Raw genomic sequence first — 26,983 nt, forward strand, 5'->3', positions numbered from 1 at the left:
GATGGCGATGACCCGATCCGATTCCTCCCCGGCAATGGCCTTCGCGCGCAACGCCGCCCCCGTGCTGGTGGTCGCGCTGCTCGCCATCGGCCTCTGGTGGCTGCTGAGCGCCACCGTCTACCAGGGCAAGGGCTACCTGCTGCCCTCGCCGCAGGAAGTGGCGGCGGCCACCGCCGAGAACGCCGCAACGCTCGCGGGTGCCACGCTCTCCACGCTGAAGGAGGCGCTGCTGGGCTACGCGCTGGCCATCATCGTCGGCATCGCGGGCGCCGCGGTGCTGGCGCAGTCGCGGCTGCTGGAGCGCAGCCTGTACCCGTACGCGGTGCTGCTGCAGACCGTGCCGGTGGTGGCGATCGCGCCGCTCATCGTGCTCTGGTTCGGCTACAACGAGTTCTCGGTGGTGATCGTGAGCTTCATCATGTCGCTCTTCCCGATCATCAACAACACGATGCTGGGCCTGCGCTCGACCTCGCGCAATCTCGCGGAGCTGTTCGCGCTGCACCGCGCGGGCGGACTGGTGTCGTTCTGGAAGCTGCGGCTGCCGGGCGCGCTGCCGCACATCTTCGCGGGGCTGCGCATCTCGGCGGGGCTGTCGGTGATCGGCGCCATCGTGGGTGAGTTCATCATCGGCTCGGGCAATGCCGAAGGCGGGTTGGGCGTGCAGATCGTGTTCGCGCAGGGGCGCATGTACACGGCACTGCTCTTCGCCGAGGTGATCGCGGCCACGCTGCTGGGCTTCCTGTTCTTCCTTGTGGTGAGCGCGATCGGGCGGCTGCTGTTGCGGCACTGGCACGAGTCGGCGCTGTAGCGCCGGGACCGCGCCCCCTTCCGTGATGTTCGTGGTGAATGGACTGATAGAGGGCTGTCGCAGGTTTCCATTAGCATCGGCCATTCATTCCGGGTACCGCTTCCCTTCGCTCGGCTCTGCATCCGGTATAGATGCAGGGCCCGAGGGATATTCAGTGGGCCCGCAAACCTTCTCATGGCTGCTGCTTGCGGCCAGCGTTGCCGCAGAAGTCGCGGGGACGATCGCGCTCCGGCATGCAGACGGATTCACGCGCCTCGTCCCGTCCCTGGTGGTCGGGGTTTCCTATGCGACTGCGATCTGGCTGATGTCGATCTCGGTCAGGCACCTGGAAACAGGACTCGCCTATGCGGTGTGGGCGGGCAGCGGCACCGCGTTGATCGCAGCGTTCGGCATCATCTGGTTCGGTGAGTCGGTGACGCTCCTTCGGGCGGCCGGCGTCGCCATGATCGTGGCCGGCGTCGTCGTGCTCAACCTCGATGCGCGCTAGTGCACAAACGGTCAGCGATCGGCCAGCGGATAGGGCGGCTTGCCCCGTGTGCCGGTCATCAGGTCGGGCACGACGGTCTCCACGTCGGCCACCGCGCGCGCCGCGCTTTCGAGCTTCTTCGCCAGTGCCGCGTTCGGCACACAGCCCTGCAGGTAGACCCAGCGGCGCTGGATGATGACCCACACGCTGCCTTTCTTCACGCCCGGCACGGCCAGCAGCGCGGCGCGCACCCTGGGCGCGAGCGGCTTGTCGTAGCGGTAGGCGTTGCTGTCGGCGCACTTGCCGGCCAGCCAGCAGGTGGTGCCGCGCTCGAGACGCGAATGGGTCTGCAGGCGGCGTTCTTCCGTCGTGTAGAACGGGCCTTCCGGCACGGCGCAGGCCGGCAGGCCCGACGACAGCTGGAAGAACGGGTCGTCGAACCAGTTCTGCTTGATCGGCGCGTTGGCCGGCCCGTTCGCTGCTTCCTGCGCCGTGCCGGTCTGCGCGGCGAGCAGCAGGACGAGCAGGAGCGCAGGGTGTCGGGTCACAAGGGATGCTCTGTGTAGAAGCGCCCGCCGTGGAACAGCAGCGGCGAGGCGCCCTCGTCGTGGGTGCAACGCTCGACCTCGCCCACGAAGATCACGTGGTCGCCTTCGTCGTAGCGGCTGCGGTTGAAGCACTCGAAGCTGGCCGCCGCGCCCGCCAGCACCGGCGCGCCGCCCAGGCCCTCGGTGAAGGCCACGTCGGCCCAGCGGTCGATGTTCTTGGTGGCGAAGCGCTCGGCCAGCGCCTTCTGGTTGGCCGCCAGGATGTTCACCGTGTAGTGCGAGCCGGCGCTGAGCGCTGGCATCGAGCCGGCCGCGCGCGACAGGCTCCACAGCACCAGCGGCGGCGTGAGCGACACCGAATTGAAGGAGTTGGCCGTGAGACCGACCAGTGTGCCGTCGGCCGCGCGCGCGGTCACGACGGTGACGCCGGTGGCGAACATGCCGAGGGCTTCGCGGAACTCGTCGGACGAAAAGGAGGGCGGCTGGGCCCGGCGGGGAGTGGTCACTGAAAAGACGCAATGGCTTGAAGGCGGAGGGCCATTTTGGCTCAGCGGTCGCCGGGCTGCCCGGCGCGGTCCATCAACTGCGCCACCAGCCGGGTGAAGGCGGCAGCGGCGGGGGAGGGCGCGCGCCCCGCCAGGGTCACGAGGCTGTAGTGCGTCTGCATGCGCGCCAGGCCCGCCACCGGCAGGGGCACGAGCGTGTCCGTATCGTGGCCGGGTACCGGGGCGACGGGCGCGAGGATCACCGCGTCGGCCGTGAGCGCAAGGTGCCGCAGCGTGCCGGCGTCGTCGCAGGTCACGTTGAACAGGTCGCGGTCGCCGCGCGGGGCCGCCCGGTCGAACTGCACCGAGACCTCCGCCGGCATGCGCGGGCCGGCGACGGGGTAGGCCATGAGCTTCTCGAGCGTGGGCGGCTGCCTGAGCTTGAGCAGCGGGTGCTTCGGCCGCACGAAGAACGACACCGGCAGGTTGGGCAGCCGCGCGAGCTTCAGGCCGGGCTGCTGCTTCGTCATGTCGCGCGTGTCGGCGACGAACAGGTCGAGCTCGCGGCGGTGCAGTCGCTCGCACAGGGTGGCGGTGTCGGCCACCTCCATGCGCATCTGCAGCTGCGGGTGGCGCTGGGTCATGAGCGACAGCGCCGCGCGGCCCAGCGTGCCGGCGGCGAAGGGGCCGAAGCCCACGGCGAGGCTACCGATGGCCAGGCCTTCGAGTTGCAGCACGTCGTGCGCGATCTGCTGCGCGTCGGCCAGCAGTTCGCGGGCGCGCGCCAGCACCAGTTCGCCGGCCTGCGTGAAGCGAACGCTGCCGTAGGCGCGGTCGACCAGGCGCGCCTGCAGGCCTTCTTCGAGGTTCTCGATGCTGCGCGAGAAAGCGGGTTGCGAAAGGTGCACCGCCTGCGCCGCGCGGCCGAAGCTGCCCTGGTCCGCGAGGGCGACGAGATGCTGGAGCTGGCGAAGCTGCATTTTGCGTTTTGCTTCAAAAGGAAGCTCATATTTTGCATTTGCCAATGCTTCTGGCGCTTCGCAGAATCGCCGGATGCAAGCCCCATCCCCTTCATACCGCTCCTTTCCCGTCGTGCTCGTTGCGTTGGCCTGTGCGCTGGGAGCCTCGCCGGTGTTCGCCCAGGTCGCGCCCAAGGCGCCGGAGCCTTCCACGCTGCAGGCCAACGCCGACATGGCGAAGACGCTGCCCTTCGCCAACCGGCAGGACTTCGAGGACGCGATGCATGGCTTCGTCGGCACCGTGCCCGACGCGCTGGTGCCGGGCTCCGGCGTGCGCCCGGTCTGGAACATGAAGCCCTATGACTTCCTCAAGGCCGACGCGCCGGCCGACACCGTCAACCCGAGCCTGTGGCGCCAGGCGCAGCTCAACGCGATCCACGGCCTGTTCAAGGTGACCGATCGCGTCTACCAGGTGCGTGGCTTCGACATCGCCAACATGACCATCGTGGAAGGCGACAGCTCGCTGATCGTGATCGATCCGCTGCTGGCCGCCGAGACTGCGCGCGCCGCGCTCGAGCTCTACTACCAGCACCGCCCGCGCAAGCCGGTGGGCACGGCGATCTACACGCATGGCCATGCCGACCACTTCGGCGGCGTGAAGGGCGTGATCGACGAGGCCGACGTGAAGGCCGGCAAGGTGCAGGTGCTCGCGCCCTCGGGCTTCATGGAAACGGCGGTGGCCGAGAACATCCTCGCGGGCAACGCGATGAGCCGGCGCTCGCAGTACCAGTTCGGCACGCTGCTGCCGCCGGGCGCGCGCGGGCAGGTCGACACGGGGCTGGGCAAGGCGCTGGCGCGCGGCACCATGTCGCTGATCGCGCCCACGTCCACCATCGACAAGCCGACGGAAGAGCGCACCATCGACGGCGTGCAGTTCGTCTTCAGGCTGGTGCCGGGCTCCGAGGCGCCATCGGAAATGCTCATGTACCTGCCGCAGTTCCGCGTGCTCAACATGGCGGAGGACGTGACGCACAACATGCACAACCTCTACACCATCCGCGGTGCCGAGGTGCGCGACGGCAACCTGTGGTCGAAGTACATCGACGAGGCGCGCGTGGCCTTCGGCGACAAGGCCGAGGTGCTGATCGCGCAGCACCACTGGCCCACCTTCGGGCAGGACCGGATCGTCGACCTGCTGAAGAAGCAGCGCGACATGTACAAGTTCATCAACGACCAGTCGCTGCGCCTTCTCAACCAGGGCTACACATCGGCCGACATCGCCGAGACGCTGCGCATGCCCGCGAGCCTGGAGCAGGAATGGTCCGCGCGCGGCTACTACGGCACGCTGCGGCACAACGCCAAGGCCGTCTACCAGAAGTACCTGGGCTGGTACGACGCCAACCCCGCCAACCTGAACCCGCTGCCGCCGGTCGCCTACGCGAGGAAGACGGTCGAGTACATGGGTGGTGCCGACGCAGTGCTGGCGCGTGCGCGCGAGGACTTCAAGAAGGGCGAGTTCCGCTGGGTGGCCAGCGCGATGAGCCAGCTCGTGTATGCCGACCCGACCAATCGCGCGGCCCGTGAGCTGGGCGCCGATGCGCTCGAGCAGATGGGCTACCAGTCGGAGGCCGGCACCTGGCGCAGCGCCTACCTCGTGGGCGCGATGGAGCTGCGCAACGGCGTGCCGAAGATCCCGGGCGGCAACAGCTCCAATGCCGATACGCTGAAGGCCGTGAGCAACGACCTGTTCTTCGACTTCCTCGGCGTGCGGCTCGACGCTGCCAAGGCCGAGGGAAAGAAGATGGTCATCAACTGGAACTTCACCGATTCCAACCAGCAGTTCGTGCTGACGCTGGAGAACTCGGCGCTTACGCACATCGCCGGGCAGCAGCAGGGGGCCGATGCCACAGTGGCGCTGAGCCGCGCCACGCTCGATGCGGTCACGCTGAAGGAGACGAGCTTTCCGGCGGCGGTGCTCACTGGCAAGGTGAAGATCGACGGCGACCGCGCGAAGCTGGCGGAGCTGATGTCGATGCTCGATACCTTCGAACCGATGTTCCCGATCGTCGAGCCCAAGGCTCAGCCGAAGAACCAGTAGCAGACCGCGACGGCCGCCACCACGCCGGCCAGCTCGGCCAGCAGCGCGCATGACACCGCGTGCCGCGTGCGCTGGATGCCGACCGCGCCGAAGTACACGGCCAGCACGTAGAAGGTGGTCTCGGTGCTGCCCTGGATGGTGGCGGCCACCAGCGCTGGGAAGCTGTCGACGCCCTGGCTCTTCATGGTCTCGATCAGCATCGCGCGCGCGGCGCTGCCCGAGAAGGGCTTGACGAGCGCGGTGGGCATGGCGTCGACGAAGCGCGTGTCGAAGCCGCTCGCGCTCACCAGCCAGCGCAGACCGTCCAGCGCGAAGTCGAGAGCACCAGAAGCGCGCAGCACGCCGATGGCGCACAGCATGGCGACGAGGTACGGCAGCAGGTTCTTCGCGATGTCGAAGCCTTCCTTCGCGCCCTCGATGAAGCACTCGTACACCTTGATGCGTCGGATGGCACCGGCCAGCAGGAACACCACGATCACGCCGAACAGCGCGAGGTTGCCCAGCAGCGACGACAACGAGGCGATGGCCGTCGCCGAGAGCGTGCCCAGCAGCGCCATGAAACCGCCGAGCAGTAGCGCTCCCGGCACCAGGTAGGCCAGCACGACCGGGTCCCACAGCCGCAGGCGCTGCGCCACCGCCACCGACAGCAGCCCGACCAGCGTGGAGGCGCTGGTGGCCAGCAGGATCGGCAGGAACACCAGCGTCGGGTCGCCCGCGCCCTGCTGCGCGCGGTACATGAAGATGGTGACCGGCAGCAGCGTCAGCGACGAGGCATTGAGTACAAGAAAGAGGATCTGCGCGTTGGTGGCCGTCGCAGGGTCGGGGTTCAGCCGCTGCAGCTCGCGCATCGCCTTCAGGCCGATGGGAGTGGCGGCGTTGTCCAGCCCCAGCGCGTTGGCCGCGAAATTCATTGTGATGAGCCCCAGCGCCGGATGCCCCGCCGGCACGCCCGGCATGAGACGCCGGAAGAGCGGCCCCAGCAGCCGCGCGAGCCAGCCGACCAGCCCCGCCGCCTCGGCGATGCGCAGGAAGCCCAGCCAGAGCGTGAGCGTGCCGAAGAGCAGCACCATCACCTCGACCGCCAGCCGCGCCATGGCGAACAGGCTCTCGACCAGCGCCGCGAACACCGTGGGGTCGCCTCCAACCAGCCACCGCCCCAGCGCCGCCAGCGCCGCCACCCCGAAGAAACCAAGCCACAAGCCGTTGAGCACGCTTCTTTTCCTTTTGTTTCGCTTCGATGATAGGCCCGCCATCCGGGGCCGCCGCGAGCTACAGTTCGGCCCATGCGCGCCTCCATCGTCCGCCGATTCGTCGCTCTCGCAACGGGCGCCGCCGCCCTTTGGCTGGCGGGCTGCGCGAGCCTGCCGCCGCCGCAGCCGCGCCCGGTGGTCACGGCGGTCACCGATGTGTCGCAGACCGAACTGGGGCAGCTCGCGGCCAAGGGCACGCCGGGCGGGTCGACGGCGCTTTCGGGCTTCCGGCTGCTGCCCGAGGCGGCGTTCGCGTTCGATGCGCGCATCTCGCTCGCGCGGCACGCCGAGAAATCGCTCGACGTGCAGTACTACCTGATCCAGAAGGACGACGTCGGCCTGCTTTTCCTCAAGGAGCTGCGCGAGGCCGCGGCGCGCGGCGTGCGCGTGCGGCTGCTGGTGGACGACCTCTACACGGGCGGCGAGGACGAGGTGTTCAGCACGCTGTCGGCGTTCCCGAACATCGAGGTGCGGTTGTTCAACCCGCTGCCCTCGCGCGCCGATTCGCTGGCGACGCGGCTGCTGTTCTCGCTGACCGACTTCGGCCGCATCAACCACCGCATGCACAACAAGCTGCTGGTGGCCGACAACAGCTTCGCGGTCTCGGGCGGCCGCAACATCGCCAACGAATACTTCATGCGCAGCACGGCGGCGAACTTCATCGACATGGACGTGCTGTCCAGCGGCCCGGTGGTGCGCCAGATGTCCGAGGGTTTCGACCGCTACTGGAACAGCGAGCACGTGCGTCCCATCGAGCAGATCGCACCGCTGCGCATGCCGGTGGAGCAGGCGCAGAAGCGCTTCGACGAGATAGCGCGCACCGCGGTGCCCGACGTGGCCATGCACCAGCGCGACGTGCTCGACAAGTCGCCGGTGGGGCAGCAGCTCATCGCCGGCAACGTCGAGCGCTACTGGGCGACGTCGACGCTGTTCGTGGACGACCCCGAGAAGATCACGCGCAAGGCCGACGCCGCCTACGCCGGCAGCGTGACGGAGGGCGCGCTGCACGTCATCAATTCGGCGAGGCGCGAGGTGAAGATCGGCTCGCCGTACTTCATTCCGGGCACGCGCGGCATGGCGATGATGAAGGCGGCGATCGAGCGCGGCGGGCGCATCACGGTGGTGACGAATTCGCTGGGCGCCACCGACGAGCCGCTGGCCTATGCGGGCTACGAGCGCTACCGCGCCGACATGCTGAAGATCGGCGTGACCATCTACGAGATCGCGCCCACGCTCACCGGGCGCTCGGGGCGCTTCGGCGATTTCGGCAAGTCGATCAGCCGGCTGCACGCCAAGCTGGCGATCGTCGACGACGATCGCTTCTTCGTCGGCTCGATGAACCTCGATCACCGCTCGGCTGCGGTCAACACCGAGATGGGGCTGGTCATCGACAGTCCGGAACTGGTGAAGGACTACGACAGGCTCATGAGCGGCGAGCGCGTCAACCTCGGCTACCGGCTGCGCCTGGGCCCCGACGGCCGGCGCGTGCAGTGGCTGGAGTACGACGATGCCGGCGGCGACATCGTCCATGAAGACGAGCCCGGCGAATTCCTCTGGCTGCGCTTCAAGAACTGGCTGCTGCTGCCCATCGTGGGCGAAGAGCTGCTGTAGCCGGTGCTTTCACTGCGCGCCCGCGGCGCGCAGGCTGCCGTGTGGCCGTGTAATACGGATTGCACACTGCCCCTCTAGATTGCGGCGTCCCACGACACAACAACCAGAGGGATTCCAGATGCGCGCAATGCCCCCGGTGCCGCCGGCACCGCCAGCCATGTCCGACCTGCGGTGGCTCGCGGGACTCACCATCGTTGCAGCCGCCGCCCTGTTGCAGGGCTGCGATGGCGGCGGTGGCGGCCAGTCGATCGCTCCCGGACTCACTTCCCTTCAACTCGACGCAGCGTCAGCCGACGCCAACTTGCAGGCCACCTGGGTGGAGATCGGCGACAACAATGCGGCCATCGCGCGCGCCATCACCAGCTACACCGCACCTGCCTCTGCCACCACGGCTGACGCCAATGCCGCGTGCCCACAGATCTCAGTGGACGGCAAGACGACGCGCATGACCTTGCGTGCCGGTGCCGGTACCGTGGCGCTGCGCACCACTGCCAGCGACCCGGCCGATTCGAAGCCCTCTGCCTTCCCCGTCTCGTCCTGCGAAACCAAGCTGCCCGCCGACGCGACGCAGGCCACCATCGGCAGCCGCACGCTCCCGCTGCCCAAGACCGAGCCGCAGCGCGTGCTGGTACTGGCCGACACCGGCTGCCGCCTGAAGAAGGCCGACAACGCCTACCAGCCGTGCAACGACAGCACCGTATGGCCGTTTGCGCCGCTGGCCGTCACCGCCGCGAGCTTCAATCCCGATCTGGTGCTGCACATCGGCGACTACCACTATCGCGAGAACGAATGCCCGAAGGACATTGCCGGCTGCAAGGGCAGCCCCTGGGGCTACGGCTGGGACACCTGGCAAGCCGACTTCTTCAAGCCCGCTGCGCCGCTGCTGGCCAAGGCGCCTTGGATCCTGGTGCGCGGCAACCACGAGGAATGCGCGCGCGGCGGCCAGGGCTGGATGCGCTTCCTCGATCCGCGCCCGTACTCCGACAAGCGCTCGTGCAACGACCCGGCCAACGACAGCACCGGCAACTATTCGGAGCCGTACGCGGTGCAGTTGGGCACGGGTTCGCAGGTCATCGTGTTCGACTCGGCCAAGGCCGGCAAGGCGGCGCTGAAGACGGACGACCCGCAGTTCATCGCCTACCAGAAGCAGTTCCAGACCGTCGCCACGCTGGCCGCCAAGGCAGGCATCACGACCACGATGTTCACCAACCACCATCCGATCCTGGCCTTCGCGCCGATCGCGGGCTCGACCCCGGCATCGGGCAACCTCGCGCTGCAGTCGGTGATGGGCAACCTCAACCCGAAGGCCTACTACCCGAGCGGCGTGCACATCGCCCTGCACGGCCACGTGCACGACTTCCAGGCGCTCAACTTCGCCACCGACCATCCCGCCACCGTGGTGTCGGGCAACGGCGGCGACAACCTCGACGTGGCGCTGCCCGACCCGCTGGCCGCCGGCACCTCGCCCGCGCCGGACGTGACGGTCGACCGCATCACGCACCACAACACCTTCGGTTTCATGCTGATGGAGCGCAAGGCCGCGCCCGACGTGGGCTGGACCTTCAAGGCCTACACGGTGGCCTGCAAGCTGCTTGCCACCTGCGCGCAGACCGGCCGGACACTGGCTTGCGACAAGACCGGCTTCCTCACGCCGTGACGATGCGCGCTGCGCTGGCGGTGGTGGCCGCATGCCTGGCCTGGCCGGGTGCGACTGCCGTCGTCCTTGCCGCGACCACGGTGGAGATCAACCCAGGCGGCCCGCCGAGCGTGGTGATCGATCGCATCGGCGCCACGCCGAAGATCTCCGCGCGCGTCGATCCCACTGCCGCCACCTTCAAGCCCGACCCGGCGCTGGCCGCGCTGGGCAAGCGCATCTTCTTCGACACGCGGCTGTCGCAGCCGCAGGGCACCTCGTGCGCCAGTTGCCACGACCCGCTGCGCGCCTTCACCTCGACGCTGAACGCGCCTTCGCTGGCCGGCCCGCGCACGCCGCAGGGCAGCCGTCCCGGCCATTTCAGCGCGCGCACCGCGCCGTCGCTGCTGTACGTGCGCTATGTGCCGCGGCGGCATTTCTACCAGGACGACGACGCGCCGCTCGCCTCGCCCTTCGGCGGCCTCTTCGCCGACGGCCGCGCCGACACGCTGGCCGAGCAGGCGCGCGGCCCGCTGTTCGACCGCGACGAGATGAACAACGCCTCGCCGCAAAGCCTGCTGCGCAAGCTGCGCGGCACCGATCTCGCGCCTGCGATGTCGCTGGCCTTCGGACCCCGGGTGCTGCGCGACCCCGAGCAGGCGGTGAAGGGCATCGGACATGCGCTGCAGGCCTACCTGCAGAGCGACGAGATGGCGCCTTTCACTTCGCGCTTCGACGACTACCTGCGCAAGCGCACGCCGCTGAGCCCGCAGGAAACGCGCGGCCTCGCGCTGTTCAAGAACCCGGACAAGGGCAACTGCATGTCGTGCCACACACTGTCCGACACATCGAGCCGGCCGGAGCGCTCGCTCTTCACCGACTTCGGCTACGACGCCATCGCCGTGCCGCGCAACCTCTCGCTGCCCGCCAACCACGATCCGCGCCGCTTCGACAACGGCCTGTGCCGCACGGCCGCGCAGCTGCGCTGGCCGGAGCCCAACCAGTGGTGCGGCTACTTTCGTACGCCGGGGCTGCGCAACGTGGCGGTGCGCCAGAGCTTCATGCACAACGGCGTGTTCACCACCCTGCGCGATGCCGTCGCGTTCTACGCCACGCGCTCGACCGATCCGGCGAAGTGGTACCACGGCAAGCCGACCTTCGACGACGTGCCGGCGGCCTACCGAGGCAACATCAACGTCAACTCCACGCCGATGAACCGCCGCCCCGGCACCACGCCGGCGCTGACCGACGAGGAGATCGACGAGATCAGCGCCTTCCTCGGCACCCTGACCGACGCGCGCTATGTGGCGGCCATGCCGAAGCCGGCGACGAAGTAGCTGCCCGGGTCATCGCCAGCGAGGGAAGGTGCGTTACATTTCCTCCGAGATTGTGAACTTTTGTCACAGACGCCTTTCTTCTGGAGACTTCGACATGACCGTTCCCGTGCCGCGCGAGTCGATTGCGCCGCTTTCCACCAGCCGTCGCCGTGCGCTGACCGGGCTGGCCGCCGCAACCGCCGCCGCAGGCCTCGGGTTTCCGGCCCTCGCGCAGAACCGGCCGGTGCGCATCGGGACCACCTTCGACAACAGCAGCGTCGAGAAGGCCAACGGCCAGGGGCTCTACCAGGGTTCGAGCGCGTTCTTCAATGCGCTGAACAAGGCCGGCGGCATCAACGGCACCAAGGTCGAGCTCGTGATGGCCGACGACACCTTCAAGCCCGAAGTGGCCAAGGCCAACGCGCTGGCCTTCGAGAAGGACAGCTCCGTGCTCGCGCTGGTGCACCCGTTGGGCACGCGCCAGACGGCCGAGGTGATGGACGCGGTGCCCGGCATGGCCGTGGTGGGCCCCATCACCGGCACCATCTCGCTGCGCAAGAAGAATTCGCCCAACACCTTCTGGGTGCGCGCCAATTACGACCAGGAAGTCGAGAAGCTGGTGAGCACCGCCGCCGTGCTGGGCCAGAGCCGCATCGGCCTCGTGCATTCGAACGATCCGCTGGGGCAGTCGGTGCTGGCCGCCTTCAAGAACGCGCTGGCCAAGGCCAAGCTGGAGCCGGCGGTGATCGCGACCACGCCCAACACCACCAGCATGGAAGTGGGCCCTGCCGCAGAGGCCATCGCCAAGGCCAAGCCGCAGGTGGTGGTGGTCGGGCTGGCCGGCACTGCGCCGGTGTTTTTGAAGGCGCTGCGCGAGGCGGGCAACAGCAGCTCGGCCTACGGCCTGTCGATCACGGCCAGCGCGCTGTCGGCCATGGGCGACCTGGCCAAGGGCCTGGGCTTCGTGATCGTGGTGCCGTCGCCGTACTCGACCAAGTTCGAGATCGTGCGCCGCTACCAGGCCGACATGGTGGCCAACGGCGTCAAGGAGTTCTCGCTCACGAGCCTCGAGGGCTACATGAATGCGGCCGTGCTGGCCGAGGGCATGCGCCGTGCGGGCGGCTCGCTCACGCGCGCCTCGGTGATGTCGGGGCTCGCCAGCATCGAGAACTTCGACCTGGGCGGCGTGAAGATCAACTACGGCCGCACGAACCGCGAAGGCGGGCAGTTCGTGGACGTGGCCGTGATCGGCAGCCGCGGCCAGATGCTCAGCTGAACGCCCGTCAGGCTTCCTCGGCGATTCCTACGCCGAGCAGGCCTTCGAGCAGGTTCCTGTCGGCCGCGAGCTCCGCGCTCGGCCCCGCGTGCACCACGGTGCCGCGCTCCAGCACGATGGCCTTGTGCGTCATCTCCAGCGCGAGCACCGGATGCTGCTCGACCACGATCGAGGCGAGCCCTTCCGACTCGCACAGCCGGCGGATCGCCACGGCCAGTTCTTCCACGATGATCGGCGCGAGGCCTTCCATCGGCTCGTCGAGCAGCAGCAGCTTCGGGTTGGTCATCAGCGCGCGGCCGATGGCGAGCATCTGCTGTTCGCCGCCCGAGAGCTGGTTGCCGTAGTTGCCGCGCCGCTCGCGCAGGCGCGGGAAGAAGTCGTAGACGCGCTTCAGGTTCCAGCCGCCGAGCCGCGAGATCACCGTGAGGTTCTCTTCCACCGTGAGCGAGGGGAAAACCTCCCGCTCCTGCGGCACCCAGCCCAGCCCGGCACGCACGCGCTGGTGCGAGGGCCATCGCACGATGTCCGTGCCCTGCCAGCGGATCGCGCCCTGCATCACGCGGGTGTTGCCCATCAGCGTCTCGAGCAGCGTGGTCTTGCCCACGCCGTTGCGCCCGAGGATGGCGAGGCTTTCGCCCTGCTGCAGCGAAAAGTCGAGCCGGTCGAGCACCACGGCGTTGCCATAGCCGGCGGTGACATTGTCGAAGGCGAGTGCTTCAGGCATGGTGGTGTGGTTGGTGATGGAGGTGCGAGCTGCCCAGGTAGACCTCGCGCACGCGCGGGTCGGCGCCGATTTCCGAGGGCGTGCCCTCGGTGAGGATGCGGCCACCCACCAGCACCGAGATGCGGCGCGCGAAGCGGAAGACCAGCTTCATGTCGTGCTCGATGAACAGCACGCTGATGTCCTGCGGCAGCGCCGCGATGGCCTCGAACAGTTCGCCGCTCTCGTCCTCCGGCACGCCGGCGGCGGGTTCGTCGAGCAGCAGGATGCGGGGCTTTGCCGCGAGCGCCAGAGCGATCTCCAGCAGCCGCTGCTTGCCGTAGGCCAGCTCGGCCACGGGCACGTCGGCGAGGCTGTCGAGCTTCAGCGTGCCCAGCAGTGCATGCGCCTCTTCGAACACGGCAGTGCAGCCCTTCAGCGGCCGCCACCAGGTGGCGCCCAGCCCCTCGCGCTCGCTGATCGCCAGCACCACCGACAGCAGCGGCGTGAGGCTGGGGAACAGCGTGTTGATCTGGAAGGTGCGTGCCAGTCCCATGCGTGCGCGCTTGTCGCCGGGCAGGCGAGTGATGTCGCGCTCGCCCATGTGGATCGATCCGCTGGTGGGCTTGAACACGCCGGTCAGCAGGTTGATGAGCGTGGTCTTGCCCGCGCCGTTGGGGCCGATCAGCGCCTGGCGCGCGCCGGGTTCGATCGACAGGTCGACGTCGCCCACGGCCTGGAAGGCGCCGAAGCGGATGCCCAGGCCGTGCGTGCGCAGCGCGTGGGTGGTGGCGGAACTCATCGCGCTCTCCCCGTGCGCACGAAGCGCGAGAGCGCACCCATGATGCCGCCGCGCCCCAGCATGACGGCCGCGATCAGGAAGATGCCGAGCCAGAACATCCAGTACTGCGGGTTCATGTCGGCGAACCAGTCGTGCACCAGCATGTAGACGATGGCGCCGATCATTCCGCCGTAAAGCCGCCCCGTGCCGCCGAGCACCAGGATGATGAGCACCTCGGCCGAGCGGTTGAAGCCGATCGACTCGATGCCGACGAACTGCGTGGTCTGCGCCAGCAGCGCGCCGGCCACGCCGGCCACAGCAGCCGAGAAGGCGTAGGCCATGCGCAGCCGTGCCTCCACCGGCGAGCCGATGGCCGTCATGCGCTTGCGGCTGTCGTGGATGCCGCGCAGCGCCAGGCCGAAGGGCGAGCGCAGCACCAGCCGCACGAGCAGGAACATCGCGAGCACCACGCCGAAGGCATAGCCGAAGGCGGTCTTGCCGTAGAGGTCGAAGTCGAAGAGGCCCAGCACCGGCGCGATGACCACGCCTTGCAGACCGTCCGTGCCGCCGGTGATGCCCGAGAGCCGGTTGGCCAGCTCGTACAGCAGCACGCACACGCCGATGGTGATCATCAGCCGCGTGAGGTCGGCGCCGCGCACCACGAGGTAGCTCAGCACGTAGCCCAGCACGCCGCACACCGCCAGCGCGAACAGCAGGCCGGTGAAGGGCTCGCTCCAGCCGTACTTGGCGAGCAGGCCCGCCGCGTACGCGCCCGCGCCGAAGAAGGCCGCGTGGCCCACGGTGAGGATGCCCGCGTAGCCCAGCGCCATGTCGAGCGACACGGCGAACAGGCCGAAGATCATGACCTGGCTCATCAGCGTGAGCTTGTCGGGCAGCAGGAAGAAGCTCGACGCGAGCGCGAGCCAGAAGGCGGCTTCCGCGATGCGCAGCTGCGCGGGAGAAAGATTCAGGGCCTTCGTCATCATGCGAGCCCCTTCTTCGCGACGATGCCGTTCGGCCGCACGAGCAGCATGACGATCATGAAGACGTAGATGAGAAAGGCGCCCGCCTCGGGCAGGTAGTACTTGCCCGCCACGTCGACGATGCCGACCAACAGCGCCGCGATGAAGGGCCCGGTGACGGTGCCCGCGCCGCCCACGCAGACCACCATCAGGAAGTAGACGAGGTACTTGAGCGGGAACGAGGGCTCCAGCCCCAGCATGCCCAGGCTCAGCGCGCCTCCGAGTCCCGCGAGGCCGCAGCCAAGCGAGAAGGTCAGGAAGAAGAGGCGCTGCACGTGGATGCCGGTGCCGCCGGCCACGCGCTGGTTGTCCACCGCCGCGCGCACCATCGCGCCGTAGCGCGTCTTGCCCAGGCCGAGCAGCAGCGCGGCCAGCACGGCCACGCCGCAGACAATCAGGAACAGGCGGTAGCGGCCCACTTCGAGGCCCGCGAGCGACACCTGCCCGTCGAGCGCCGGCGGCAGCGTGAAGGGCTGCATCGTCGGGCCGAAGAAGTAGGTGAAGGCGGCGATCGACACGAACACGACGCCGATCGACAGCAGCACCTGGTCGAGCGGATGCGCGCGGTAGAGGCGCCGGTAGAACGCGAACTCCAGCACCGCGCCCGTGACGGCTGCCGCCACGAATGCGGCCGCCAGCGAGAGCCCGAAGCCCAGACCGAACTGGTTCATGAGCACGCTCGCGGCGTAGCCGCCCACCATCGCGAAGCTGCCGTGCGCGAGGTTGACGAAATTCATGAGCCCCATCGTGATGGACAGGCCCACGCCGATGAGGAAGAGGAGCATGCCGTAGGCCACTCCATCGAAGATCACGATGCCCATGAATTTCCTGCTGGCTGACGAACTGGCTGGCTTACTTGGCTGCGGCTTCCTTGGCCGGGTCCTTCACGCGGTCGAACTTGTCGAACTCCACGTTCACCAGCTGGCCGTTCACGCGCTCGGTCTTGCGGATGTAGACGGTCTGCACGATGTCGCGCGTGGCGGGGTCGATCTCGACGGGGCCGCGCGGGCTCTCGAAGCTCAGGCCCTTGAGCGCGTCCATGAACTTGTCGCCGGCGGTGTCGCCCTTGGTCTTGGCCAGTGCGAGGTCGATGGCGGCCATGGCGTCGTAGGCGGTCACGGCGAAGTAGCTCGGGCGCAGCTTGGTGCCGTTGTCGGCGGCGAAGTCCTTCACGAACTTCTGGTTCTTGGGCGAGGGGTGCGCGAACGAGTAGTGGTGGCTGGTGACCAGGCCCAGGGCCACGTCGCCGGTGGCGTCGAGGTAGCTGTCGTCGGTGGCTTCGCCGGTGGCGTAGAGCTTGATGCCGGCCTGCTCCATGCCGCGCTCCTTCCACACCTTGAGGAAGGCCGGCGGCATCACGCCCGAGGGGAAGAAGAAGAACACGGCCTGGGGCTTGGCGTCCTTGATGCGCTGCACGTAGGCCGAGAAGTCGGGGTTGTTCATCGGCGTGCGCACTTCGCCCGACACCTTGCCGCCGCCGGCGGTGAAGGTCTTCTTGAAGGCGGTCTCGGCGTCGACGCCCGAGGCGTAGTCGGCGACCACGGTGTAGGCGTCCTTGATGCCTTCCTTGAGCATGTAGCGCGCCATCGGGTCGGTGACCTGCTGCACGGTGAACGACAGCCGCGCCACGTAGGGCGAGCTGGTGGTGATGGCCGACGACGCCGCGTTCATCACGATGGTCGGGATCTTCGCCTGCGTCGCGATGGCGCCCACGGCGTACGCGTTGGGGCTGAAGTCCAGGCCGGTGAGCACGCTCACCTTGTCGCGCACGATGAGCTCCTGCGCGATGCGCTTGGCGGCGTCGGGCGCGGGGCCCGCGGTGTCCTTCTTGATGATCTCGACCGTGCGGCCGCCTACCTTGCCGCCGTGCTCCTTCAGGTAGAGCGCGATGCCGGCGTCGAACTGGCGGCCGTAGTCGGCGTACGGACCCGAGTAGGTGGCGATGAGGCCGATGCGCAGCGGCTCGCCGGCCGCATGCGCCGTGGCGCCCGCCAAGCCGAGGCCGGCCAGCAGCAGGGTCGAGAGGAGGGTTCTCTTGGTCATCATTGGGTTCACGGGAAAACGCCTTTCAGGTGGAGTGGATGCGCCACGTCGGCGCCGCTGTCATGTAACCGAATATGTAAACAAAGCGGGCGATGATGCCCGAGCCGTGCTTCAAACCTGGGTATCGGGCACGCGGACCGTGAGGCCATCGAAGGCCGCGGTGATGCTGAGCTGGCAGCTCAGGCGCGAGCCGGGCCTGCGCTCGGACGCGACGGCATCGAGCAGCGCGATCTCCATGTCGTCGGGCGGCGGCAGCAGGTCGATGAAGGCGTCGTCCACGTAGACGTGGCAGGTGGCGCAGGAGCAGCAGCCGCCGCACTCGGCATCGATGCCGCGCACGTTGCCGCGGATGGCGGTCTCCATCACGCTGGCGCCGACCTTGGCGTCGACCTCGCGCGTGGTGCCGTCCTTGAGGATGTAGTGGATCGTGGGCATGGGTTTCAACAGAAATGGCGGCCGCCGCCGGGCCGCCCCAAGGCGGGCCGCGCCTCCCCCTTGGGGGGTGGAGTTACACGCAGCGAAGCGGAGTGAAAAGCCGGGGGGCTCATGGTCTTAGAACATGTCGAAGTACTCGCGGTGTTCCCACTCGCTGACTTCGAGGTTGAAGCGGGCGATTTCCGCTTCCTTGATGTGGCAGAGGTAGTCGACGAAGACTTTGCTCATCTGCGTGTTGAGCATCTCGTCCTTGCGCAGGCAGGCGAGGGCGTCGCTCAAGGAGCGGGGCAGCTGCTCTGCCGGCGTTTCGTACGGCGCATCGGCCGAGGGGCCGGGGTCGATCCTGTTGCGGATGCCGTCGAGCCCGGAGAACAGTTGCGACGCGAGATACAGGTACGGATTCGCCGTCGGCTCGCCCACGCGGTTCTCGATGCGCGAGGCGCTTTGCCCCACGCCGCCGAGCACGCGGAGCATCGCGCCGCGGTTGTCCTTGGCCCAGATCGCGCGGTCTGGCGCGAGCGAGAAGGGGCGGTAGCGGCGATAGCCGTTGATGGTGGGGCTCGCCAGCGCCGCCGCGCCGCAGGCGTGCGCCTTGAGGCCGCCGAGGTAGTGCATGCCGAGTTCGCTGAGGGTCTGGCCTTCGGTCTCTGGCATGAACGCGTTCACGCCGTCGCTCTTGCGCCGCAGCGACTGGTGCAGGTGCCAGCCGCTGGACATCACGTTCGGAATCTTCGGCCGGCACATGAAGGTGGCGTGCAGCCCGTTGCGCTGGCAGATCTGCTTGATGGCGCTGCGCAGCAGCACCATGGTGTCGGCGGGCATCACGCCGGCGGTGGGGCCGAAGGTCAGCTCGAACTGGCTCGGGCCGAATTCGATCTCCAGCGAGCGAAGCGGCAGGCCGAGCGCCATGAGGTTCGAGCGCAGCAGCTCCATGAGTCCGTCGACGCGGTCGTAGCGCAGCTCGGTGAGGTACTGGTGGCCGTGCGAGAGCAGCGACACGCGCGGCGGCTCGCCGGGCTGGCCGGAGTCGGCCAGGCCCATGCGGGCGTCGTCGAGCTTGAAGACGTGGAACTCGACCTCCAGTCCGGCGATGAAGTCCAGCCCCAGTTCGTCGAGCTGGTGCACCGCGCGCTGCAGGATCTGCCGCGTGGCAAAGGGGCAGGGCTTGCCGTCTGCCATGTAGGCGTCGCACATCACCCAGCCGGTGCGCGGCGACCACGGCAGCACTTTGAAGGTGGCGGGGTCGGCCACGATGGTGAAGTCGGCACCGCCCTGCAGGCCTTCGATGGCGAAGCCGCCGCCTTGCGTGAAGACCGGGAACACGGTCTTGTGCGAGGTGTCCTTGGCAAGCAGCGTGGAAGTGAGGTTCACGCCCTCCCACAGGGCCGAGCGCGCCTCGGCGGCGACGAGCGTCTTGCCGCGCAGGATGCCGTGCTGGTCGGGCCAGGCGAAGCGGACGAGGTCGACCTCCCCGCTGTCGATGCGGCGCACCAGTTCCCTGGCCTGCGCGTGCTGGTCGTCAGACCAGAGACCGAAGCGGTCGACGAATGTGTGGCTGCTCATGGCGCGTGCGTGCTCAGGCGGCGAGCCGTGCGGAGGCCCAGTCGGACTTGAGGCGGCGCGCGCGGTCGGCGTCCTGCCAGTAGGCCTCGGTGGCCGCTTCGTCGCTGACGTTGCGGCCGATGCCGTCGATGGAGGGCGGGCCGGTCATCGCGCTGGCCTGCGCGGCGTCGATCAGCATCGGCGCGGTTTCGCCGGCGAGCGTGGCCTCGATCGCTTTCACCAGCACGCGGCGGTAGGCGATGATGCCCTTGTCGGTGCTGCCCAGGTGCTCGCGCGTGCGGTCTTGAATGGGGCCCTGCGACTCCACCGCCCACTGGTCGTGCACGTTGATGTCGTCGCCCATGCCGGTGTAGGTTTCGGTCAGCTGCTCCTCGATGCTGTAGCCGTAGTTGTTGCGCTTGTTCTTGCGCGATGTGTAGTCGGGCAGTTCGTAGAGCTTCAGGCGCTGGTCGCGCATCTGCTGCTTGTCGACCGGGCCGGTGAAGCTGGTGAAGATGGCGTACCAGTAGCAGTGCGTGTCGTCCACTGGCACGTGCCATTGCGAGATGGTCATCTCGGCGCTCATCGGGATCACGAAGGCCTGCGGGAACACCACGTTGGTCACGCGCACGTGGGTGGTGTCTTCCGACAGCTTGCGCAGCGCCTTCAGGCGGAAGCCGTAGTCGGTGGGCTCCACGCTGATGTCGGGGCGGTCGTATTCGCGCAGCACCTTGGTGATGGGCATGTCGGAGTCGGCCGAGGCGCCGCGGAACTGCTTGCCGTAGCTCTCGGAGGTGTCCTCGTCCTCGAAGAAGCGGTGCAGGTACGAGGCGTGCGCCGGGTCGATGCCCACTTCGAGCGCCTGCAGCCAGTTGCACTCGAACAGGCCCTTGAACGCGAAGGTGTGGCTGTCGGGCGCGACGAAGCAGTCGAAGTCGGGGAAGGCGGGCGGCTCGCCCTCGCCGATGTACGCGAAGATCGTTCCGGCCTTCTCGACCACCGGATAGGCCGACTGCTTGATGCGGCTGCACAGCTTGCTGGTGGCGGGCTCGGCCGGGGTCTCGAGGCAATTGCCCCTGGCGTCGAACAGCCAGCCGTGGAAGGCGCAGCGCAGGCCGCCGTTCTCGAGCCGACCGAAGGCGAGGTCGGCGCCGCGATGCGGGCAGTCGCGATCGAGCATGCCGAGCTGGCCGCTCTCGTCACGGAACAGGACGAAATCCTGTCCCATGAGCTTCACGGGCTTGACCGGGCGCGGGCCCGCGAGTTCGTCGGCCAGGGCCACCGGCTGCCAGTAGCGGCGCAGCAGCTTGCCGGCGGGGGCGCCGGGTCCGACGCGGGTGATGAAATCGTTCTGCTCGGCGCTGATCATCGTGCGGGCTCCATCGTGGGGACTGTGGAAAGAGGCTTGCAGTCATTGCATGCAACTGTATGCATTGTCTTGGTGATCCTCGATCCTGGTCAAACTTTCATCTGCGATTTCGCCCCGATATGGGGCTTGAAGAGGCAAAAATCAGGGTAAACGCTGAGCGTAGCGTCAGTTTTTGACACTTGTTGTGGCGTAATGCATGCAACAACCGAGCCAGCGTAAATACGCTGCGTGCAATGCCTGGCCCGTCTCCTAGAATTCGTCGATGGACTCCCAACAATCCCGCGTGCTCGTGCAACTGCGCGACATGATCCTCAAGGGCGAATTCGTGCCTGGAGAGCGGCTGGCCGAGATCCCGCTGGCCGAGAAGCTCGAGGCTTCGCGCACCCCGGTGCGGCTCGCGCTGGCCAGCCTGGAGCACGAAGGGCTGATCGAGCAGTCGCCCAGCGGCGGCTACCAGATGCGCCGCTTCACATCGCAGGAGGTGGCCGACGCCATCCGCGTACGCGGCGTGATCGAAGGCTTCGCCGCGCGCCTGCTGGCCGAGGACGGTGCGTCGCGCCAGTTGTTGCGCGACCTGAAGGAGTGCCTCGAAGACGGCGACCGCGCCGTGAACAAGCCCAGCATGGAGATCGACGACTACGCCGCCTACGTCGAGATGAACGACCGCTTCCACAAGCTGATCATCGAAGGCTGCGGCAACCTTGCCCTCAAGCGGGTGATGGACATGCTGGGCGGCCAGCCCTTCGCCGCGCCGAGCGCGATGCTGCCGATGCAGTCGTCGATGGAAGAGGGCCAGCAATGGATGCGGCAGGCGCACCGCACGCACCACGCGATGGTGCAGGCCATCGAGCGCGGGCAGGGCTCGCGGGCGCAGGCGCTGGGCGAGGAGCACGTCGAGATCGCGCGCATGAACCTCGACTACGCGCTGGAGCGGCCCGAGCTGGCGGCCGAGCTGATGCCAGGCATCAAACTGGTGTCGAAGGGGCGCAGCGCCTGAGTGTCCGCAACCGATCAGTTTTTAATAGACTGATCGGTCTTTCGGCATCCGCATCGTCTGCCTGGCGACGGGCGCGACTAGAATTTCCGGCATGAGCGCCACCGCCCCCGCCAAGACCTCGTTCAAGGAACAGATGCTGCAGGCCCGCGAGGAGGCCATCGTGCAGACCGCCAATCGCCTGCTCGCCGAAAAAGGCTTCGAATCGATGACGGTCGACGAAGTCGCCGCATCCGTCGGCATCGCCAAGGCCAGTCTCTACAAGCACTTTCCGAGCAAGGAAGACCTGGCCGCCGCCGCCATGGTGCGCATCATGCAGCGCACGCTGGATTTCCTGGCCTCCGTGCCGGCCGACGATGCACCGGTCGCCAAGCTGCGAGCCGTGGTGCGCTGGGCCATGGAAGTACAGCTGGCCGGCGAGATGCCCTTGCTGCCGCACCAGAACTCCAGCCTGCGCGCCGCGCTGATGAGCAACAAGGGCTATATCGACCGCCTCGTGACCATCAGCGACCGGCTCGGCGGCTGGATCCAGGCGGCGCAGGCCGACGGTTCGCTCAACCCGAAGCTGCCGGCGATCGCCGTGCTCTACACGCTGTTCGCGCGCGCCTGCGATCCGGTGCTGGGCTTCCTGAAGGTCGGCGGGCAGCAGAGCGACGAGCAGATCGTCGACCTGGTGCTCGCGACCTGCTTCGACGGCCTGGCCGCGCGCTGAACGGACTGCTGGGCCCGAGCGCCTCGCGTCTCAGCTGCTGCTGAGCGCCCGCCGCGGCGTCACCACGGCCTCCACCGCCGCGCCGACCGCGAGCAGCCGGTGGTCGGTGTTGCCGATGCTGGCAATCATCAATCCGACCGGCGCCGTGCCCGCGTCGTGGCAGGGCACAGAGAGCGCGCAGCCGTCGAACAGGTTCACCACCGAGGTGTTGCGCAGCATGCGGCCGTTGATTCGGTAATAAGTGTCGTCGTCCTTCAGCACCTCGGCGATCGGCGGCGCGATGTCGGGCGTGGTGGGCATCAGCATCGCGTCATAGCCCACGGCGGCCGTGTTGATCGAGCGGATGAACTGGCGGCGCAGCGCCTGCAGCTGCAGGTAGTCGGGCGCGGTGATGGTTTCGCCGGTCTTGATGCGGGCGAGCACGCGCGGGTCGTACTTTGCGGCGCCGGTCTTGATGAAGTCGCGGTGCCAGGCGAAGGCCTCGGCGGCGGTGATCATGCCGCGCGGATTGATGGCCGGCGCCTTCGAGAACTCGGTCATCGGCAGCTCGGTGACCGTGGCGCCCGCGGCCGAGAGCTTGGCCAGCGCCGACGCGAAAGCCGCGGCCACGGGCGGCGACAGATCGTCCTGGAAGAAGGTCTTGGGCACCGCGAAGCGCAGGCCGCGCATCGGCAGCACGCGCAGCGGCCGCTGCAGTTCGGCGGCCAGCACGGCGTCCAGCAGGGCGCAGTCTTCCACCGTCCATGCCATCGGGCCGGCCGAGTCGAAGGAGGTCGACAGCGGCATCACGCCGTCGAGTGGAATGCGCCGCTGCGTCGGCTTGAAGCCCACCAGCCCGTTGAGGGCCGCCGGAATGCGCAGCGAGCCGCCGGTGTCGGTGCCGATGGCGCCTGCCGCCATGCCGTCGGCCACCGAGATCGCGCCGCCCGAGGTCGAGCCTCCGGGAATGCGGCCCGTCGCGCGGTCGTAGACGTTCTTTGGCGTGCCGTAGTGCGGGTTGATGCCCAGGCCGGTGTAGGCGAATTCGACTGTGTTGCTGCGTCCGATGACGATCGCGCCCGCGCGCCGCAGCCGCTCCACCACGAGCGCGTCGCGCGCCGCGGGCGGCTGGCCGGCCAGCACCATCGAGCCGCCGAGCGTGGTGACGCCGGCTTCGTCGAACAGGTCCTTCAGCGAGATCGGGATGCCGGCGATGGGCGAGGCGGCCGGGCGGCCGCTCTTGCGTTCGGCGTCGAGCCGGGCCGCGGTGGCGCGGGCCGAATCGGCATGCACGCGGATGAAGGTGCGCGCGCCTTCGCCGGCGGGGTTCTGGATGGCGGCCAGGGCTTCTTCCACCAGCTGGCTGCTGCTGAGGCTGCCGGCTGCGAGGCGCCGCGACATCTCGGCCATCGACAGCTGGCCCATCGCCTTTCCGGCGGTCGAATCGGTCGGCCCCTGGGCGAAGGCCCTCGGCCAGAAGGAGAGCAGGCCTGTCGCCGCGGCTGCGCCGGCGGTCTGCTGCAGGAAGTTGCGTCGTTGTTGTGTCTGCTGCTGCGTCATGGCGCTCTCCTCCATCTATCAGATGGAGTTGGGCCAGTCTACACAGCCGTGGTGGCGAACTCGTTGCCGGCCGTTACCGTGTGCCGGGCACCTCGATCAGCAGCTGGGGCTTGTAGCCTTCCTGTTCGCCGTTGCGGGCGTAACCCAGCGGGTTGGCAACCACGCGGCAGCCGTTCTTCACATAGTCGGAAGGGCAGTGCAGGTGCCCGTGCAGCCACAGCTGCGCGTGAGGCAGCAGCTCGTCGAGCGCATTGCAGAAACCGGCCGTGCCGGGCGTGAGGCCGTACCGCGGATCGCCGCTTTCGAGGCTGGGCGCGAAGTGAGTGATGGCCACCGTGGTGCCGTCGAAAGGCTCGGCCAGCGCTTGCGCGAGCCAGGTCTGGCAGGCCAGCGCCTGGTCGCGCAGCTGGGCGGCGAGGAAGAGTTCGCCGTTACGCATGGTGGCCGCTTTTTCAAGATAGAAATCGGCCGCGCGCATGGCCTTGCCGCGCTTCTTGAGCGCCTCGGCCAGGCTGTCGGCCGGTTCTGCCAGCGCGTCGAAGTCGGCCCATAGCGTGGTGCCGACGAAGCGCACGCCTTCGATCACCCGGGTTTCGCGCTCGAGCCAGAGGATGTCGAGCTCGTCGCAGAGCGTGCGCAGCCGCTCGTGGGTTTCGTCGAAGTCGACGTTGTCGTATTCGTGGTTGCCCGGTACGTAGATCACCGGCACCGGCCAGCCGTTGCGGGGCGAGAAGCGGCCCAGGCCGAAGTCGGTGTCGGTGAGGCGGGAACCCTGCTGGTAGGAGCCGATGTCGCCCGCCAAGATCAGCATGTCGGCGCCCGGGACGGGGTCGGCATGGAAGCGGGGATGGGACTCCAGATGCAGGTCGGAGAGCAGTTGCAGCTTCATCGTCGGGCCAGTCTAGGTGAATTTCCCCATGCATGACGCGCATAATGTCGAGCTTGATTTGATAGGGTTAACCCTTATTCTTGGAGCATCAACCACTCCAGCGCAGTCACGAGCCGCGCACCATCATGTTTAGCCTCATCGCCCAAGTGGCCCGTTTCTTCCGTTCTTCCAGCGCCAATGCCCCGGCCAGCCACGCCGCCGCGCTGATGGAAAGCGCCGACATGCGCGCCGGCCGCGGAGCCCACGACGCGCAGGAACTGCGCGCGGCAGCCAGCGCCTGGCTCAGCGTCGTCCGCTGAGTCGGTTCGATCCGGTCAACCGGGCACCTTCTGCCCGAGGACCGACCCGGCGAAAGCCGCGGCCGCCGAGCGCAACAGCGCATCGCGCAGCCATTCATGAGAATGCCCGTGCTGGGCGCGCCGGTGCCAGATGGCATCCACATGCACCGGCGGCTGGTCGAAGGGCAGGTCGCGCAGCACCAGCTGGTCGTCGATGCCGGTCACGGTTACGAAGTGACGGGGCAGCACGGTCAGCAGGTCTGAATTGGCGACCACCCGGCCCGCCGTGAAGAACTGGTTCACTGTCACCACGATGCGTCGCTCGCGCCCCATGGCGCCCAGCGTCTGGTCGATGAAGCCGTAGGGGCGCCCCGAGAAGCTCACCAGCAGGTGGCGGGCGGCGCAGTAGTCGTCCAGCGTGAGGGGCGCATCGGCCAGCGGATGGCCGCGTCGCATCACGCATACATATTGACCCAGATAGAGCCGCTGGGTCTCGAACGGTACCCCCACCCCTGATTGCCCGCGCGCCGCGAGGCTCGCGATCACCGCCGGGAAGTAGCCGACGGCCATGTCGACTTCTTCCTGTTCCAGCATGCGGCGCGGATCGCGCGTGGTCAGCGGCAGGACGCGCAAAGAGATGGCGGGCGCTTCCTTTTCCGCGATCTGCACCAGGCCGGGGATCAGTTCGGCCGCGGTGGCGTCGGCCATGGCCAATAGAAATGTGGTGTCGGCGGTGCCTGCATCGAACTCGCCGGGGGCCAACGTGTGCTGCAGCTGGCGCAAGGCATCGCGCACAGTCGGCCAGAGGGCCAGCGCCCGAGGCGTGGGCTCCACGCCGGCGCCGGAGCGGCGCACCAGTTCATCCCCGAGCACCTCTCGCAGGCGCCGCAGCGCATTGCTCACCGCAGGTTGCGTGATCGACAGGTTGCGAGCGGCACGCGTGAGGTTGCGCTCTGCCATCACCTCGTCGAAGACGCGGAGCAGGTTGAGGTCGAGCGTGCGAAAGTTGACGTCCATCAGTCTTGTGAATGATAAACATCAGAAAGATAAAGTAGATAAACACTAGGGTAAGCCCTAGTATCACTGCATCGGCCTTGTTCGCCACCACTGATTACCACTGTCCCAGGAGGGATGCATCATGACCAGCTTCGTTCACGTTGACCAACCTACCGTCCACCCCGGCGTACGTCGCGCCGAAGTCCTGTTCGGCCAGATCCAGGCCGCTCGCGCGGGTGCCAAGGGCGCCCGCCCGCTCATCGCCTTGCTGATCGTCGCCATCGCTGCGGCTGTCCTGGTGGTGACCGAAGCGCTTGTTTCCAACTGGAACGACGGCGGCCTGCTGGCTGTCTGGACTGTGTTCTGCGTCGCGGCCATCGGCCTGTTCGCGCTCTTCGCTGGTTCGATCAGCCAGGGCTCCATCGGCGCCGCATGGCGCGCTGCCGCACAACGCCGCGCCGCCGCCCGTGCTGACGCGCGCTTCCTGGAAACCGCCAAGAACGATCCGCGCGTGATGCAGGATCTGCAGGCTGCAATGTGGCGTCAGCAATCGGAAGGCGCCGTTCCGGCCGCCGAGGCCGCCAAGATCGACGCGCTGGCCCGCATGAGCGCCCGTTCGCAGGAAGTGCGCATGCCCACGCTGTACGAAGCGATGCGTCGCATGAACAGCTCGCGCTACTATTAAGAAGAAGCAGCGATTCGCTGAGTGAAGAAAGCCGCCTTCGGGCGGCTTTCTTCATTTATGAGGGGAGGAGTCCGAGGCTTCGCAAGAAAAAGTGCTCTGGAGTAGACGGAGGCTCAAAATCTGTCATATACTCGTGGGCTTCGCTGCTGAATGCCCATGGTGTTCAGGTCCAGCCGGTCTCTTCGGGGTTGGTTGGATGGGTTGAAGAAAAAGTCTTCGAAAGTTGACGCGGTTTGAAAAAACGGTGCATAATCGAAGGCTTCGCTGAAACGAACTGCTTCAGTGGCTTGCGATGAGAGTTGCGGGTTGCGAAAAAGGTTGGTTGAAGTGAAAAGCCAAGAAAGTTTGGTGAGATTTGAAAAAATCGTGCTAGACTACAAGGCTCCGCTGAAATGACTTCGGTGGCTGACAATGAAAGTTGTGAGCTGCGAATAACGAAGAAATAGAAAGCGAAAAAAGTTTGATGATTCTTTAAAAATCATGCTAGACTACAAGGCTTCGCTGATCGCAGCAAAGCAAACGAAGTAAACGACAAGTTGCTTCGAGGT

26 protein-coding genes are annotated in these 26,983 nt (G+C 67.6%); 11 read left to right on the forward strand and 15 right to left on the reverse strand.

The window, feature by feature from the left end; translation table 11 throughout:
- Window positions 1–7: 7 nt before the first annotated feature.
- On the forward strand, window positions 8–808 hold the full coding sequence (locus tag EJO71_RS31010; RefSeq protein WP_125952491.1) for an ABC transporter permease: 801 nt from the start codon (window positions 8–10) through the stop codon (window positions 806–808).
- A 154-nt stretch (window positions 809–962) separates the two neighbouring features.
- Window positions 963–1,295 (forward strand): multidrug efflux SMR transporter, encoded by a 333-nt coding sequence (locus tag EJO71_RS31015; protein WP_125952492.1) that lies wholly within the window; start codon window positions 963–965, stop codon window positions 1,293–1,295.
- Window positions 1,296–1,306: 11 nt separating this feature from the next.
- Here EJO71_RS31015 and EJO71_RS31020 read toward each other — a convergent pair whose 3' ends face one another.
- The 3 genes from EJO71_RS31020 to EJO71_RS31030 are packed head-to-tail and all read right to left on the reverse strand — an operon-like array spanning window position 1,307 to window position 3,287.
- Window positions 1,307–1,822, reverse strand: coding sequence for a BON domain-containing protein (locus tag EJO71_RS31020; RefSeq protein WP_125952493.1), 516 nt, complete (start codon window positions 1,820–1,822; stop codon window positions 1,307–1,309).
- Entirely contained in the window at window positions 1,819–2,328 is a 510-nt protein-coding gene (locus tag EJO71_RS31025) for a flavin reductase family protein (RefSeq protein ID WP_125952494.1), read from the reverse strand. The genes EJO71_RS31020 and EJO71_RS31025 overlap by 4 nt, the downstream gene beginning before the upstream one ends.
- Window positions 2,329–2,369: 41 nt before the next feature.
- Window positions 2,370–3,287 carry a LysR family transcriptional regulator gene (locus EJO71_RS31030; RefSeq protein WP_125952495.1) on the reverse strand — a complete coding sequence of 306 codons (918 nt, stop codon included), beginning with the start codon at window positions 3,285–3,287 and terminating at the stop codon, window positions 2,370–2,372.
- Between the two features lie 73 nt (window positions 3,288–3,360).
- Here EJO71_RS31030 and EJO71_RS31035 point away from each other — a divergent pair, with 73 nt between their 5' ends.
- The gene (locus EJO71_RS31035; protein WP_125952496.1) at window positions 3,361–5,364 is read left to right on the forward strand and encodes an alkyl sulfatase dimerization domain-containing protein; all 2,004 of its coding nucleotides are present in this window, start codon (window positions 3,361–3,363) and stop codon (window positions 5,362–5,364) included.
- Here EJO71_RS31035 and EJO71_RS31040 read toward each other — a convergent pair.
- Window positions 5,346–6,575 (reverse strand): spore maturation protein, encoded by a 1,230-nt coding sequence (locus EJO71_RS31040; RefSeq protein ID WP_125952497.1) that lies wholly within the window; start codon window positions 6,573–6,575, stop codon window positions 5,346–5,348. The genes EJO71_RS31035 and EJO71_RS31040 overlap by 19 nt on opposite strands.
- A gap of 72 nt (window positions 6,576–6,647) precedes the next feature.
- Here EJO71_RS31040 and EJO71_RS31045 point away from each other — a divergent pair, with 72 nt between their 5' ends.
- From EJO71_RS31045 to EJO71_RS31060, 4 genes are all read left to right on the forward strand, one after another.
- Window positions 6,648–8,225: a phospholipase D family protein gene (locus EJO71_RS31045; RefSeq protein ID WP_125952498.1), complete on the forward strand. Its 1,578-nt coding sequence runs from the start codon at window positions 6,648–6,650 to the stop codon at window positions 8,223–8,225.
- A 118-nt stretch (window positions 8,226–8,343) separates the two neighbouring features.
- On the forward strand, window positions 8,344–9,882 hold the full coding sequence (locus EJO71_RS31050; protein WP_125952499.1) for a metallophosphoesterase: 1,539 nt from the start codon (window positions 8,344–8,346) through the stop codon (window positions 9,880–9,882).
- A gap of 2 nt (window positions 9,883–9,884) precedes the next feature.
- A complete protein-coding gene (locus EJO71_RS31055; protein WP_125952519.1) occupies window positions 9,885–11,195 on the forward strand; it encodes a cytochrome c peroxidase in 1,311 nt (436 codons plus the stop codon).
- Between the two features lie 94 nt (window positions 11,196–11,289).
- Window positions 11,290–12,450: an ABC transporter substrate-binding protein gene (locus tag EJO71_RS31060; protein ID WP_125952500.1), complete on the forward strand. Its 1,161-nt coding sequence runs from the start codon at window positions 11,290–11,292 to the stop codon at window positions 12,448–12,450.
- Window positions 12,451–12,457: 7 nt separating this feature from the next.
- On the opposite strand, the gene EJO71_RS31065 is transcribed toward EJO71_RS31060, so the two are convergent.
- The 8 genes from EJO71_RS31065 to EJO71_RS31100 form a co-directional block, all read right to left on the reverse strand.
- Window positions 12,458–13,174 (reverse strand): ABC transporter ATP-binding protein, encoded by a 717-nt coding sequence (locus EJO71_RS31065; RefSeq protein WP_125952501.1) that lies wholly within the window; start codon window positions 13,172–13,174, stop codon window positions 12,458–12,460.
- Window positions 13,167–13,952, reverse strand: coding sequence for an ABC transporter ATP-binding protein (locus EJO71_RS31070; protein ID WP_125952502.1), 786 nt, complete (start codon window positions 13,950–13,952; stop codon window positions 13,167–13,169). Before EJO71_RS31070 ends, EJO71_RS31065 begins: the two co-directional genes overlap by 8 nt.
- Entirely contained in the window at window positions 13,949–14,917 is a 969-nt protein-coding gene (locus EJO71_RS31075) for a branched-chain amino acid ABC transporter permease (RefSeq protein WP_240651575.1), read from the reverse strand. The genes EJO71_RS31070 and EJO71_RS31075 overlap by 4 nt, the downstream gene beginning before the upstream one ends.
- Complete coding sequence (locus tag EJO71_RS31080) at window positions 14,914–15,774, reverse strand: branched-chain amino acid ABC transporter permease (RefSeq protein ID WP_125952503.1); 861 nt, start codon at window positions 15,772–15,774, stop codon at window positions 14,914–14,916. Before EJO71_RS31080 ends, EJO71_RS31075 begins: the two co-directional genes overlap by 4 nt.
- Before the next feature lie 31 nt (window positions 15,775–15,805).
- The gene (locus tag EJO71_RS31085; protein WP_171022554.1) at window positions 15,806–16,999 is read right to left on the reverse strand and encodes an ABC transporter substrate-binding protein; all 1,194 of its coding nucleotides are present in this window, start codon (window positions 16,997–16,999) and stop codon (window positions 15,806–15,808) included.
- 108 nt (window positions 17,000–17,107) lie between these two features.
- Window positions 17,108–17,431 carry a 2Fe-2S iron-sulfur cluster-binding protein gene (locus tag EJO71_RS31090; protein WP_125952504.1) on the reverse strand — a complete coding sequence of 108 codons (324 nt, stop codon included), beginning with the start codon at window positions 17,429–17,431 and terminating at the stop codon, window positions 17,108–17,110.
- Window positions 17,432–17,548: 117 nt separating this feature from the next.
- Window positions 17,549–18,994, reverse strand: a complete 1,446-nt coding sequence (locus EJO71_RS31095) for a glutamine synthetase family protein (protein ID WP_125952505.1) — start codon at window positions 18,992–18,994, stop codon at window positions 17,549–17,551.
- A 13-nt stretch (window positions 18,995–19,007) separates the two neighbouring features.
- Window positions 19,008–20,342, reverse strand: a complete 1,335-nt coding sequence (locus EJO71_RS31100; protein ID WP_125952506.1) for an aromatic ring-hydroxylating dioxygenase subunit alpha — start codon at window positions 20,340–20,342, stop codon at window positions 19,008–19,010.
- A gap of 262 nt (window positions 20,343–20,604) precedes the next feature.
- Between EJO71_RS31100 and EJO71_RS31105 the strand changes: the two genes are divergently transcribed.
- Together EJO71_RS31105 and EJO71_RS31110 are read left to right on the forward strand one after the other, a co-directional pair.
- The gene (locus EJO71_RS31105; RefSeq protein WP_125952507.1) at window positions 20,605–21,339 is read left to right on the forward strand and encodes a GntR family transcriptional regulator; all 735 of its coding nucleotides are present in this window, start codon (window positions 20,605–20,607) and stop codon (window positions 21,337–21,339) included.
- A 91-nt stretch (window positions 21,340–21,430) separates the two neighbouring features.
- Window positions 21,431–22,048 (forward strand): TetR/AcrR family transcriptional regulator, encoded by a 618-nt coding sequence (locus EJO71_RS31110; protein WP_125952508.1) that lies wholly within the window; start codon window positions 21,431–21,433, stop codon window positions 22,046–22,048.
- 30 nt (window positions 22,049–22,078) lie between these two features.
- Here the strand turns inward: EJO71_RS31110 and EJO71_RS31115 are convergent, their stop codons facing one another.
- Both EJO71_RS31115 and EJO71_RS31120 read right to left on the reverse strand, forming a co-directional pair.
- Window positions 22,079–23,587, reverse strand: coding sequence for an amidase (locus EJO71_RS31115; RefSeq protein WP_125952509.1), 1,509 nt, complete (start codon window positions 23,585–23,587; stop codon window positions 22,079–22,081).
- A gap of 73 nt (window positions 23,588–23,660) precedes the next feature.
- On the reverse strand, window positions 23,661–24,476 hold the full coding sequence (locus EJO71_RS31120) for a metallophosphoesterase (RefSeq protein ID WP_125952510.1): 816 nt from the start codon (window positions 24,474–24,476) through the stop codon (window positions 23,661–23,663).
- 125 nt (window positions 24,477–24,601) lie between these two features.
- Here EJO71_RS31120 and EJO71_RS34505 point away from each other — a divergent pair, with 125 nt between their 5' ends.
- Window positions 24,602–24,775, forward strand: coding sequence for a hypothetical protein (locus tag EJO71_RS34505; RefSeq protein ID WP_164546942.1), 174 nt, complete (start codon window positions 24,602–24,604; stop codon window positions 24,773–24,775).
- Between the two features lie 15 nt (window positions 24,776–24,790).
- Here the strand turns inward: EJO71_RS34505 and EJO71_RS31125 are convergent, their stop codons facing one another.
- Window positions 24,791–25,771, reverse strand: coding sequence for a LysR family transcriptional regulator (locus EJO71_RS31125; RefSeq protein WP_125952511.1), 981 nt, complete (start codon window positions 25,769–25,771; stop codon window positions 24,791–24,793).
- Between the two features lie 121 nt (window positions 25,772–25,892).
- On the opposite strand from EJO71_RS31125, the gene EJO71_RS31130 reads away from it, so the two are divergent.
- Window positions 25,893–26,435: a hypothetical protein gene (locus EJO71_RS31130; RefSeq protein ID WP_125952512.1), complete on the forward strand. Its 543-nt coding sequence runs from the start codon at window positions 25,893–25,895 to the stop codon at window positions 26,433–26,435.
- Window positions 26,436–26,983: the final 548 nt, after the last annotated feature.

This window comes from Variovorax sp. 679 (assembly GCF_003952185.1).
GTDB lineage: Bacteria > Pseudomonadota > Gammaproteobacteria > Burkholderiales > Burkholderiaceae_C > Variovorax.